At 56.1% G+C, this 12139-nt stretch carries 10 protein-coding genes; 5 read left to right on the top strand and 5 right to left on the bottom strand.

Annotated features, from left to right (window positions below; translation table 11 throughout):
* The first annotated feature begins 93 nt into the window (after window positions 1-93).
* From EYY67_RS16685 to trpS, 5 genes are all read left to right on the top strand, one after another.
* Complete coding sequence (locus EYY67_RS16685) at window positions 94-1134, top strand: SPOR domain-containing protein (RefSeq protein ID WP_131693904.1); 1041 nt, start codon at window positions 94-96, stop codon at window positions 1132-1134.
* A 79-nt stretch (window positions 1135-1213) separates the two neighbouring features.
* Window positions 1214-2026, top strand: coding sequence for an adenine-specific DNA-methyltransferase (dam, locus tag EYY67_RS16680; protein ID WP_095923801.1), 813 nt, complete (start codon window positions 1214-1216; stop codon window positions 2024-2026).
* Window positions 2027-2076: 50 nt separating this feature from the next.
* Window positions 2077-2754: a ribulose-phosphate 3-epimerase gene (gene rpe / locus EYY67_RS16675; RefSeq protein ID WP_095923800.1), complete on the top strand. Its 678-nt coding sequence runs from the start codon at window positions 2077-2079 to the stop codon at window positions 2752-2754.
* Window positions 2747-3445 (top strand): phosphoglycolate phosphatase, encoded by a 699-nt coding sequence (locus EYY67_RS16670; RefSeq protein ID WP_131693903.1) that lies wholly within the window; start codon window positions 2747-2749, stop codon window positions 3443-3445. Before rpe ends, EYY67_RS16670 begins: the two co-directional genes overlap by 8 nt.
* 1 nt (window position 3446) lies before the next feature.
* Entirely contained in the window at window positions 3447-4463 is a 1017-nt protein-coding gene (trpS, locus tag EYY67_RS16665) for a tryptophan--tRNA ligase (RefSeq protein ID WP_095923798.1), read from the top strand.
* A 64-nt stretch (window positions 4464-4527) separates the two neighbouring features.
* On the opposite strand, the gene EYY67_RS16660 is transcribed toward trpS, so the two are convergent.
* The 5 genes from EYY67_RS16660 to nirB form a co-directional block, all read right to left on the bottom strand.
* Window positions 4528-6240: a ShlB/FhaC/HecB family hemolysin secretion/activation protein gene (locus EYY67_RS16660; protein ID WP_131693902.1), complete on the bottom strand. Its 1713-nt coding sequence runs from the start codon at window positions 6238-6240 to the stop codon at window positions 4528-4530.
* Window positions 6241-6346: 106 nt separating this feature from the next.
* Window positions 6347-7492, bottom strand: a complete 1146-nt coding sequence (locus tag EYY67_RS16655; RefSeq protein WP_131693901.1) for a collagen-like triple helix repeat-containing protein — start codon at window positions 7490-7492, stop codon at window positions 6347-6349.
* Between the two features lie 224 nt (window positions 7493-7716).
* On the bottom strand, window positions 7717-9114 hold the full coding sequence (gene cysG / locus EYY67_RS16650; RefSeq protein WP_131693900.1) for a siroheme synthase CysG: 1398 nt from the start codon (window positions 9112-9114) through the stop codon (window positions 7717-7719).
* Between the two features lie 75 nt (window positions 9115-9189).
* Window positions 9190-9540 (bottom strand): nitrite reductase small subunit NirD, encoded by a 351-nt coding sequence (gene nirD, locus EYY67_RS16645; RefSeq protein WP_095923794.1) that lies wholly within the window; start codon window positions 9538-9540, stop codon window positions 9190-9192.
* Window positions 9540-12089, bottom strand: coding sequence for a nitrite reductase large subunit NirB (gene nirB, locus EYY67_RS16640; protein WP_131693899.1), 2550 nt, complete (start codon window positions 12087-12089; stop codon window positions 9540-9542). The genes nirD and nirB overlap by 1 nt, the downstream gene beginning before the upstream one ends.
* Window positions 12090-12139 lie beyond the last annotated feature (50 nt).

The raw sequence follows: 12139 nt of genomic DNA, 5'->3' as shown, positions 1-12139 counted from the left end.
GATTTTACGTTTGCCCGCAAAGCTTTATATTTTTAGTCAGGATAGTTGCTCCGCGTAAAGCCTTTCAGGCTTTTGCCGGGTTGGAGGTTTTAGATGGATGATTTAACACCGGAAGACGATCTCAAACCAGATACCAGCGATCGCCGCCCACCGCGCGCGCGCAAACCGTCTCCTTCCCTTCCAAAGGTCGCTGTTTCCCGTCAGTACGTGATGATCGGCATCGGTATCGTGGTGCTGGTTCTGCTGATTGTCGGTATCGGCTCGGCCATGAAGTCACCTTCCTCCAGCCAGTCTGCTCAGCAGAACAACGGACCGAAAGACATTAGCCTCGCGGGTAATGACGCGGCGGCACCTGCTCAACCTTCCGCGCAGGCTCAGGCCAATACCGCGCAGGCCATTGATGGTCAACAGCCCGCTGACGGCCAGCAACCGAAGAGTATCGGCTTGCCGCCGGTTTCCCCGACTCCGACTGAAGCACAGCCTGTGCCTGATAACGGTCAGGTGAAAGAACGTGTCGATTTGCCGGGTGACATGAGCGATGCGCTCTCAGCTCAGCAAAATCAGGTGGATGGCGTGGCACAAGGCAGCATGGCGCCTGCCGCTCAGTCACTGACCTCTCTGCCCACTGCACCGGCAACGGTGAACGGTTCGGCACGGACTCAGGCTCCGGCGGGTTCTCAGCCTTCCGCGACCCATACCCGTCCGGCGCAGCCTTCACGCAATACCCAGCCTGCGCATACGGCCAAACCGGCTGAGCATAAGCCTGCGGCGACGCACACGGCGAAAACACCGGCAACCAAATCTCAGACTGCCGCCCCTGCGGCGTCGGCCCCGGTCGTGGCTTCCGGCAGTGCATCTGCCATCAAGTCTGCACCGGGCACACACTTTACCCTGCAACTGAGCGGCGCGTCGCAGTCGAATACACTGAATGCATTTGCCAGACAGCAGGGCCTGAAAAATTATCTGGTTTATCAGACAGCCCGCGACGGGAAGCCGTGGTTTGTGCTGGTGAGTGGTAACTATGCTTCTTCTGCAGAGGCGAAACGTGCTATTTCCAGCTTGCCTGCGGAAGTTCAGGCGAAAAAACCGTGGGTCAAGCCTGTACATCAGGTACAGCAAGACCTGAAAAAATGAAACTGATCTCAACGCGATTTGCTGTCTAAAAACAGGATACAATCCGCGGCTGTGAATTGTATAAGTAGCTACTGACGGCATGAAGAAGAACCGCGCGTTTTTGAAGTGGGCTGGCGGCAAATACCCGCTGATTGATGACATCAAACGTCATCTTCCGGCGGGAGATTGTCTGATCGAGCCTTTTGTTGGCGCGGGCTCGGTGTTTTTAAATACCGAGTATGACGCTTATATTCTGGCAGACATCAACAACGATCTGATCAATCTCTACAACATTGTGAAGACACGCACCGAGGAATTCGTGCGTGATGCTCGTGTGCTTTTTACGCCAGAGTTTAACGAATCAGATCGTTTTTACGTCCTGAGGGCTGAGTTTAATGCCAGCAGCGATCCTTATCGTCGTTCGGTACTTTTCCTCTATCTCAACCGCCATTGTTACAACGGCCTGTGTCGTTATAATCTCAGTGGTGCGTTTAACGTGCCTTTCGGACGTTATAAAAAACCGTATTTCCCTGAAGAAGAACTCTACTGGTTCGCTGAAAAAGCGAAGAATGCAGTGTTTGTGTGTGAGCATTATCAGGACACGTTGCTGAAAGCGCAGGCTGGCTCGGTGGTCTATTGTGATCCGCCTTACGCGCCGCTTTCCGCCACCGCCAATTTTACGGCGTATCACACCAACAGTTTTAGTATGGATGATCAGCGCAATCTGGCCCGGCTGGCGTATCAGCTCTCTCATGAGAACAGTGTGCCGGTGCTGATTTCCAACCATGAAACACCACTGACTCTGGAATGGTACGCAGAGGCCAAGCTGCACCGCGTGTCAGCGCGGCGTACCATCAGCAGCAAAGTTGCACAACGCAGCATGGTGAATGAACTTTTAGCGCTATATCGCTGATTGCTGGCCCGCCGGTGATCGTCAGGTAACCCTATCGTATGGAGAAGCGGATGAAACAGTTTTTGATTGCACCGTCCATTCTGTCTGCTGACTTTGCCCGTCTGGGTGAAGACACAGCCAAAGCCCTGGAAGCGGGCGGAGATGTTGTCCATTTTGATGTGATGGATAACCACTACGTCCCTAATCTGACGATGGGGCCGGCCATTCTTAAATCGCTGCGCAATTACGGCATTACCGCGCCGATCGATGTTCACCTGATGGTCAAACCGGTTGATCGTCTGATCCCGGATTTTGCCGAAGCGGGTGCCTCTTACATCACATTCCATCCTGAAGCCTCCGAGCACGTTGACCGTTCGCTGCAACTGATTAAAAGCCACGGCTGTAAAGCCGGTCTGGTGTTTAACCCGGCGACCTCTCTGAGCTATCTCGATTATGTGATGGATAAACTTGATGTGATCCTGCTGATGTCGGTCAACCCCGGCTTTGGTGGTCAGTCGTTTATTCCCGGCACGCTGGATAAACTGCGTCAGGTGCGCAAAATTATTGATGCCAGCGGATATGACATTCGTCTGGAAGTCGACGGCGGTGTGAAAGCGGAGAATATCGGCGAAATCGCCGCCGCAGGCGCTGATATGTTTGTCGCCGGTTCGGCCATTTTCAACCAACCGGATTACCGCACGGTGATCGACCATATGCGCAGTGAACTGGCTAAGGTCTCCCATGACTGAGATCCTCGCCGCGCGCGGTGTCGGTTTTGATCTCGACGGTACGCTGGTGGACAGCGCGCCGGGTCTTTCCGAAGCGATGGATCTGGCGTTGCAGGATTTTGGATTGCCTGCTGCCGGTGTTGAGCGTCTCAGTACCTGGATTGGCAACGGTGCCGATGTCATGGTCGAGCGCGCGGTGCGCTGGGCCGAAGGCGATCTGTCAGCGGAATATCTGCAAAAAGTCCGCGACAAATTCGATCACTATTATGCGGATACCGCCGCAACCGGCAGCCGTTTATATCCTCAGGTCAAAGAGACGCTGGCGGCACTGGCCGCCGCGGGGCTGCCAATGGGGCTGGTGACCAACAAACCGACGCCGTTCATCGCGCCTTTATTGCAATCGCTCGGTATCGACAGCTATTTCACCGTGGTGATTGGTGGCGACGATGTGGTGGCGAAAAAGCCGCATCCGGCCCCGGTCTACATGACGCTGGCTCTGCTGGGATTGCGCGCCAGTGAAATGGTCTTCGTGGGTGATTCACGCAATGATATTCATGCTGCACAGGCCGCTGGCTGCCCGTGTGTCGGCATGACTTACGGTTACAACTACGGCGAAACTATCGCGCTGACCAAACCCGATCGCGTACTGGATAATTTCGCCGACCTTTTGCCCACTCTGGGGCTGTCATCTTTAAAAGATCAGGAAGCATAAAATGAGTAAACCCATCGTATTTAGTGGCGCACAGCCCTCCGGCGAATTGACCATTGGCAACTACATGGGTGCGCTGCGTCAATGGGTCAAAATGCAGGACGACTACGAATGCATTTATTGCATCGTCGATTTGCACGCGATCACCGTGCGTCAGGATCCGGTAAAACTGCGCAAAGCGACGCTCGACACGCTGGCGCTGTATCTGGCAGTCGGCATTGATCCGAAGAAAAGTACTATCTTCGTGCAGTCTCATGTTCCTGAACACAGCCAGCTGAGCTGGGCGCTGAACTGTTACACCTATTTTGGTGAGCTGGGTCGTATGACGCAGTTCAAGGACAAATCCGCGCGCTACGAAACGTCCAACAGCGAAAGCATCACCGCCGGTCTGTTCGATTATCCGGTGCTGATGGCCGCCGATATTCTGCTGTACCAGACCAATCAGGTGCCGGTCGGTGAAGACCAGAAACAGCATCTGGAACTGAGCCGCGATATCGCCGCCCGTTTTAACGCGATTTACGGTGATGTGTTCACCGTGCCAGAACCGTTTATTCCTAAATCCGGCGCGCGTGTGATGTCGTTGCAGGAACCGACCAAGAAGATGTCCAAGTCGGATGACAACCGCAAAAACGTGATCGGCCTGCTGGAAGATCCGAAAGCGGTGACCAAAAAGATTAAAAGCGCGATGACCGATTCTGAAGAGCCACCGGTCATTCGTTACGATATTAAAAACAAGCCAGGCGTGTCGAACCTGCTGGATATTCTTTCCGGTGTGACCGGCAAAGCGATTCCTGAGCTGGAAGCGGAATTCGAAGGCCAGATGTATGGTCATCTGAAAGGCGCGGTAGCCGAAGCGGTATCCGGCATGCTGACCGAGGTGCAGGAGCGTTTTAACCGTTTCCGCAGCGACGAAGCTTACCTGCAACAGGTGATGAAAGAAGGGGCGGAGAAAGCCCGCGCCCGCGCCAGCGTGACACTGAAAAAGGCCTATGAAGCCATTGGTTTCGTCAGCTACGAATAAGTCAGGCCCGGCACTCCATCAAAAAGCCACGTCTTTTCGGACGTGGCTTTTTACTTTCAGGATTTCACGAGCCGGTGTTGAAGTTATAGGTAAAGGTCGCGTTATAGCGCCAGTCGCGGGACGAACTGTCGAGCGGCACATCGCCAATCGGTCTGGCGGCTTCCACGGATAACGAATAGTGACGGTTATCGCCAAACATCACGCCAATGGCGTAAGACGACAGATTTTGTTTGGGCAGCCCCGGCTGGTTAAATCCGGTATGTGCGGCATCCACTACGGCGTAAGGCTGAATGGTTTTCAGCCATTCTCCCTGTTCCAGACTGTGGATATAACGCATTTCCACCTGTCCGCCGACACCGTAATCCCCCTGGGCATCACTGTCGGGATAACCGCGCCCGTAATGCAGCGCACCAAAATTCACACGCTCCGGTTCAGGTAAATCATTATCCGACCAGTCACCTTCCACGGATGAACTCAACCGCCATTTTTTATCGAACAGATAGGCCGCATCGCCGTTAAATTTCCAGCGGGTAAACGTCAGATCTGCATTGGGTGTGGAGTTCGTCGCCCCCAGACCGTCGATCCCCTGACGGACATTGAAGGTGGTATTCCAGTAAGCCTGATCATATTCCCGGTAGCCGGTCAGTGACAATTCTGCGGCCGGATAGCGGATCCGCTGGCTGACCTGCGGCAGGTCAATCTGCTGATTGCCCAGCCTTGCCCGCAAATCGTATTGGTATTTTTTATCGAGATAATCCAGACCGCCGCTGACCGTCCATTGTTTTTTCCGCGTCAGCTGCAACGGATAACTGAATACCACGCCGCCGTTATATTGTGTCTGGGTGTTTTGCGCCCCGACGTCGATGCCGTTGGGCAGCAGTAATATGCTGTTGTAATCCTTATCTTTCTGCTGGTAATAACTGCCTTTCAGCTGCATCAGCAACCCGTCGTCGCCAAGATATTGCTGATAGTTCAGACCGGCGTAGGTTTTACGGGTATCGCTTTCCAGCGGGATTAAGGTCGCAATGCCGAACTGCTCGCCGTAGGTGCTCAGGCCGCTCAGCGTGGCGTTAACCACGGCAGAACTGTCACCTTTGCGGGTATCGACCGCTGTCGCAATATTCCAGTTCCGCTGGCGTACCGCGTCGACATTCAGCGTGGTCGCGCCGTAAATGTTGTTCGGATTATTGGCCGAGGCGCTGACTTTGGTATCCGGCGTGCGCCCCATCAGAAGGGTGTAACGTTCAAAGGTCTCCTGCGTCAGCGGCTTCTCCGCCATGATGTGTTGCGATAATTTACTCAGCCAGCGGCCCACCTGCTGATTGTCGCTGCGGATTTGCGTACCGGAAATGTATCCCTCCACCAGACCGATGCTCAGCACGCCCTCTTTAAAGTTATCGGCCGGAATATAGGCGTAAGAGAGAATAAAACCGTCGCGGTGATAGCGTTGGGTGATCGTGTCGGTGGCCGCCAGTAATGCCGAAAGCGGCACCTGTTTGCCGATAAAGGGAGCGAAGGGTGCGGCCAGTGAATCCAGCGGATACTGAGTGCCGCCGACAAACTGAATGTGTCTGACGTCAATCAGGGTCTGGGGTGTCAGGCTGGGAGGAGACTTTTGTGCGGGCAAGGCGATATTTTGCGTTTTGGCCGGAGGCTGGGAAATCGGCTGCGCCAGTTTGGCCGGGTTATTCGGGTCGATCAGGGTAGGAAACATATCTGCCGAACTGTAGCCAATGGCAGAACCCAGTAAAGCCACTATGCAGGATTTTATTCTCATAAACATTCCTTTGAACGCACAGGGAAACGTTACCACTCAGAGATGCCAGCCCGCTCTCCGCCAGAACCGGAGAGCGGGCTTTTTCTACCCACGCTCATTAACAGATTTACGGCGCGGTTTTGACTTTCAGACCCAGGCCGCCGGTCAGTCCTCCCACTGTCGTGCCTACCCCGGCCAGTAAACCGCCGGATGGCGTGACGGATGTGCCAGCGCCTGCCGAAATGCCGCCGGAATTGCTGGCGGTCGTGGTGGTTGTGCTGCTGGCAGGAACCAGAATGGTCCCGGTTTTAGACACGGCCTGTCCGGTGCCGGTCACCACCTGTCCGAGACCGGCCAGCGCCGGTGTGGTGGTTGCCAGTTGCGTCCCTGCGCCGCTGACGGTAGTGCCCACCTGATTCAGCAAGCCGTTAACCGGTGTGCCCAGCCCTGTTGCGCCGCCGACGTCTTGTGTGGTTCCCTGAACTTTGGCGACAACGGGCGTCACGATCCCGGTGGTCGCCGTGGTGACTTTAGAAAGCTCACCGGTTTGCACGTTTGTCGCTAATCCGTTACCCGTTGTGGTGACCACTTTCCCGACGTTATTGACCAGCCCGCCTGCTGCCGATGTCACGCCGCTGACCGGTGTTCCTGTGGTATTGGCGGCCAGCGAAGTCCCCAGCCCTGACACACCGGTGCCCACATCCGCCACAGCAATGGGCACGCCGGCGACAGTGGTGCCGACGGCATTCGGATTGGTACCGAGTTGTCCCAGCCCGTTTTTGACGCCGCTGCCCACGTCAGTCACCGCTTTACCGGTACTGTCGATGATGGTCACGACGCCAGTCCCGGCAACCGGAATATTACTGATCGGTGTCTGGGTGGCGATGCTGCTGACCTGCGTACCCAGACCACTGACCGCGCTGCCTGCGCTGCTCAGGATCGTCGCGCTGGCAAGCGTGGTTGACGGTGTTGTCCCTGTGCCGCCGGTTCCTGTTCCGCCGCCAGTCCCGGTTCCTCCACCGCTACCGGTGCCTGCCCCGGTACCCGATCCTGTGCCGCTTCCATTCCCGGCGGTGGAGGTTCCGTCACCGCCCGTTGACGTCCCTGTCCCTGAACCTGTGCCATCGCCGGTCGTTGCTGAGCCGGTGGTGGACGTTTTTGCCGTATGAGAAGAACCGCCGCCGCCACTGCCGCTACAGGCAGCCAGTGACAGGGCGACTAAGATTGCCAGGGCAACCTTGTTTACATGACCAACATGAATGGTATGGCGCATGAGATGACCCTCCACGGGAGAATACGCCACAGTTGGCGCTCTTAAAGTTTAAGTTTAAGATGCTGGATATTCCATTTGACAGGGGGTTTTATTTCAAAATGAGATCAGGTCTTGCCGTGTATAAGGAATTATATTCTGTTATCAGAATCTTCCCATAATGCGACAGAGAGAAGTGAAATGTTATTCACTTCTCTGAATTGATTAATAAAATAAATGGAGTTTTTTTAAGCAGAAGGCGCGGATTGCGGCGTTTCGCTGGCAAACCAGTTGAGTTTCTGCCGCAGGCTGACCACGCTGCCGACAATAATCAGGCTGGGACTTTGGACCTGTTTCGCCAGTTTTTCGAGTTCAGTGAGCGTTCCGGTGACCACGCGCTGCTGCTGGCTGGTGCCATTTTCCACCAGCGCGACAGGCGTTTCTGCTGCCAGATCGTTTTCCAGCAAACGGCGCTGGATCTCGCCGGCCTGCGTCAGTCCCATATAAAACACCAGCGTTTGCTGGCTTTGCGCCATGCACGCCCAGTCAATAATGCCGTCCTGTTTTGCATGACCGGTGATAAGCCTGACGCTTTGCGCGTGGTCACGGTGAGTCAGCGGAATGCCGCTGTAGGCCGAACAACCGGAGGCGGCTGTGATGCCCGGTACGACGGAAAAGGCAATGCCCGCCGCTTTCAGGGCTTCGAGTTCTTCGCCACCACGACCAAAAATAAACGGATCGCCGCCTTTCAGCCGGACAACCCGTTTGCCCATCTGCGCCTGTTCCAGCAGGATTTCATTGATGCGTTCCTGCGGCACACAGTGGTGTCCGGCACGTTTGCCGACGAAAATCCGCTCCGCGTCGCGGCGCACCAGATTCAGCACGCTGTCAGACACCAGCCGGTCGTAAACCACCACGTCAGCCAGTTGCATCTGCTGCAAGCCTTTGAGCGTCAGCAGTCCGGCGTCGCCCGGCCCCGCACCGACCAGGATCACTTCGCCATGCTTATCCACCGGCTCGCGGAACATTGCGTCGAGATAGTCGCGGCTTTGCGTGTCGTCGTTATTCGCCAGTGACTGTGCCAGACGATGATGATTGAACAGTTTTTCCCACCAGCGGCGGCGCTCAGAGGCGTCAGGAAAATGCGTTTTGACCCGCGCCCGCAGTCCGCCCGCCACCTGCGCCAGCTTGCCCAGATGTTGCGGCAAAATGGATTCAAGACGTTCGCGCAGCAGACGCGCCAGCACCGGCGCGTTCCCGCCGGAAGACACCGCGATCATCAGCGGAGACCGGTCGATGATGGACGGCATGATCACGCTGGCGCTTTCCGGCGCGTCCACCACGTTACAAAACACGCGGCGATGCTCAGCGGCTTCGCTGACTTCCTGATTCACCAAATCGGAATCGGTCGCGGCGACCACCAGCCATTTTTCATCCACCAGCAGCGGTGAGAATTCGCCGCGCAACAGGCGGACTTTGCCTTCGTCTGCCCAGATCTGAAATTGCGGCGTAAAGGTAAGCGCATTCACCGTCAGTGTTGCACCGGCATCCAGCAGCAAACGTGCTTTACGTTCAGCCACGTCACCGGCACCCACCAGCAGACAGGCTCTGTTTTTTAACTGACAAAAAAGGGGCAGGTAATCCATAGACAGTGTTCTCTGAGACAGCATGTTTTGAAAAAAGAATAACGCCGCCCGGAGGCGGCGTGGAAAGCGCGGAGTTTAGCAGGTTACAGCCTGAAGACTGGCGGTATTGATTTCCACCTTCCCGTCGCGCACACGGACTTCGTAAGCCGGAACCGAATACTGGCTGTCTTCCATGCACAGGCCGTCAGTCAGGCGGAAATGTTGCTTTTTCAGCGGACTGGCGACCCACAGCTCGCCCTGATGTTCAGCGATAATCCCGCGTGAAAGTACGCTGGCCTGCGCGAACGGATCGATATTCGACAGGGCAAAAATCTGCTCATCGGCGTAAGGGCGGAACAGCGCGACCTGCTGATCGCCTGCCAGTGCGCACACGCCGCAGGCAGGCAGGATCTGATCGACAGAACAAAGCGTTAACCACTGGCTCATCATACTTCCTCCCCGTCAGTGACCAGCGTCACCGGAATACGTTCGTCAGGACGCGCCGGACGATGCTGCTGACGTTCACCGACAAACTGCACGTTCGGATCACGCTGGCTGCTGTTGATAAAGTGGCTGAAGCGGATTTGTGCCGCCGGATCGTTCAGCGTTTCCTGCCATTCACAGACGGCGGAATCGCGCAGGCGCGCCAGTTCGGCTTCCAGCTGTTCGTTAAGACCGAGTTTGTCGTCGATGATGACTTTACGCAGATAGCTGATGCCGCCCTCGAGATTGTCCATCCAGACTGACGTGCGTTGCAGCTTATCGGCGGTGCGGATGTAGAACATCATGAAACGGTCGAGATAACGCAGCAGCGTGTCGTTATCCAGATCGGCGGCCAGCAAATCGCCGTGGCGGGGTTTCATGCCGCCGTTGCCGCAGACATACAGGTTCCAGCCGTTTTCCGTGGCGATAATCCCGACGTCTTTGCCCTGCGCTTCGGAACATTCACGGGTACAGCCCGACACGCCGAACTTCATTTTGTGTGGCGTGCGGATGCCTTTATAGCGGTTTTCCAGACTGATGCCGAAACCGAGGCTGTCGCCCACGCCGTAACGGCACCAGGTGCTGCCGACACAGGTTTTCGCCATGCGCAGGGCTTTGGCGTACGCCTGACCGGTTTCGAATCCGGCGTTAATCAGTTTCTGCCAGATGGCCGGTAAATCGTCTTTTTGCGCGCCGAACATGCCGATGCGCTGCGAGCCGGTGATCTTGGTGTAGAGATTGTATTCCGCCGCGATTTCGCCGATGGCCTGCAATCCCTGAGGGGTAATTTCGCCCCCCGGCGAACGCGGGATCACGGAATACGTGCCGTCTTTTTGCATGTTGGCGAGGAACACGTCGTTGGTGTCCTGCAACGGCGTGTGCTGCGGTTTCAGTACGTAGTCGTTCCAGCAGGACGCCAGCAGCGAGCCGACGGTCGGTTTACACACTTCACAGCCGTAACCTTTGCCGTATTTGTTCAGCAGATCGTCGTACGAACGGATGCCTTCCACGCGGATCAGGTGATACAGCTCCTGACGGGAATACGCGAAGTGTTCGCACAGATGATGGTTAACTTCGATGCCTTGTTTGCTCAGTTCGGCATTCAGCACCTGTGTCACCAGCGGAATACAACCGCCGCAGCCGGTACCGGCTTTGGTTGCCGATTTCAGCGCCGCGACGGTATGGCAGCCGCCCTGAACGGCTTTGATGATGTCGCCTTTGGTGACGTCAAAACAGGAGCAGATTTGCGCACTTTCCGGCAGGGCATCGGTGCCAATCACCGCGCCGCCGCTGCCTGCATGAGCGGGCAGGATCAGCGCGTCCGGATTTTCCGGCAACGGAATGCTGTTCAGCACCAGTTGCAGCAGGTTGCCGTAATCGCTGGTATCCCCGACCAGTACCGCGCCGAGCAGGGTGGTGTTGTCTTCGCTGACCACCAGACGTTTGTACAGCGCCTTGCTTTCATCCAGATACACATAACTGCGGGCACCCGGCGTACGGGCGTGGGCATCGCCGATACCGGCCACATCAACGCCCAGCAGTTTCAGTTTGGCGCTCATGTCTGCGCCGGTGAAGGCGTTATCGCGACCAAGTAAATGGTCGGCGGTGACCTGCGCCATTTTGTAGCCCGGCGCGACCAGACCGAAGGTGCGCTGATTCCACGACGCACATTCGCCGATGGCGTACACGTCCGGATCGCTGGTCTGGCATTGATCGTTAATCACGATACCGCCGCGCGGGGCGATCTCTAAATCACACTGGCGCGCCAGTTTATCCTGCGGGCGGATACCGGTGGAGAACACGATGAAATCGACTTCCAGGAAGGTGCCGTCGGCGAATTCCATCGTTTTACGGGCTGACGTGCCGCCCTGAACAATCTGTTGAGTATTTTTGGCGGTGTGAACCCGCACGCCCATGCTTTCGATTTTCTGGCGTAGCTGGCTGCCGCCCATGGTATCAAGTTGTTCCGCCATCAGGCCGGGAGCGAACTCGACCACGTGCGTTTCCACACCGAGGTTTTTCAGCGCACCGGCGGCTTCAAGGCCAAGCAAACCGCCACCGACCACGGCACCGCGTTTGCTGCGACGGGCGCAGGATTCGATGGCGTGTAAGTCTTCAATGGTGCGGTAAACGAAGCAATCCTGACCGTCGGAACCCGCGATTGGCGGCACCCACGGGTAGGAACCGGTGGCGATAATCAGTTTGTCGTAATACACCGTGCGGCCGCTGCTGGAATGAATGACTTTTTCCTTGCGGTTCAGCGTAATCGCCCGTTCGCCAATCAGCACGTTGACGTTGTGTTTTTCGTAGAAGCCTTCGCGAACCAGTGACAGTTCTTCGGCGGTATGATGGGAAAAATAGGAGGAAAGATGGACGCGGTCGTAGGCCACGCGCGGTTCTTCACACAATACCGTGATCTCGAACTGACCCGGTTCTGCTTTATCCAGTAAATCTTCGATAAAGCGATGGCCCACCATGCCGTTGCCTATTATCGCGAGTCTGACTTTGCTCATAAATGCCTCAAATTTGATTTTCTACGGCTAAACATAACCCGCGCGTAACA

This window comes from Rahnella victoriana (assembly GCF_004330295.1).
GTDB lineage: Bacteria > Pseudomonadota > Gammaproteobacteria > Enterobacterales > Enterobacteriaceae > Rahnella > Rahnella victoriana.
This window is presented reverse-complemented; position numbering and strand designations above follow the sequence as displayed.

Excerpts from the sequence above, each read along its gene's own strand:
- EYY67_RS16685 (WP_131693904.1), top strand. The coding sequence starts at position 94 with ATGGATGATTTAACACCGGAAGACGATCTCAAACCAGATACCAGCGAT.
- dam (WP_095923801.1), top strand. The coding sequence starts at position 1,214 with ATGAAGAAGAACCGCGCGTTTTTGAAGTGGGCTGGCGGCAAATACCCG.
- rpe (WP_095923800.1), top strand. The coding sequence starts at position 2,077 with ATGAAACAGTTTTTGATTGCACCGTCCATTCTGTCTGCTGACTTTGCC.
- EYY67_RS16670 (WP_131693903.1), top strand. The coding sequence starts at position 2,747 with ATGACTGAGATCCTCGCCGCGCGCGGTGTCGGTTTTGATCTCGACGGT.
- trpS (WP_095923798.1), top strand. The coding sequence starts at position 3,447 with ATGAGTAAACCCATCGTATTTAGTGGCGCACAGCCCTCCGGCGAATTG.
- EYY67_RS16660 (WP_131693902.1), bottom strand. The coding sequence starts at position 6,240 with ATGAGAATAAAATCCTGCATAGTGGCTTTACTGGGTTCTGCCATTGGC.
- EYY67_RS16655 (WP_131693901.1), bottom strand. The coding sequence starts at position 7,492 with ATGCGCCATACCATTCATGTTGGTCATGTAAACAAGGTTGCCCTGGCA.
- cysG (WP_131693900.1), bottom strand. The coding sequence starts at position 9,114 with ATGGATTACCTGCCCCTTTTTTGTCAGTTAAAAAACAGAGCCTGTCTG.
- nirD (WP_095923794.1), bottom strand. The coding sequence starts at position 9,540 with ATGAGCCAGTGGTTAACGCTTTGTTCTGTCGATCAGATCCTGCCTGCC.
- nirB (WP_131693899.1), bottom strand. The coding sequence starts at position 12,089 with ATGAGCAAAGTCAGACTCGCGATAATAGGCAACGGCATGGTGGGCCAT.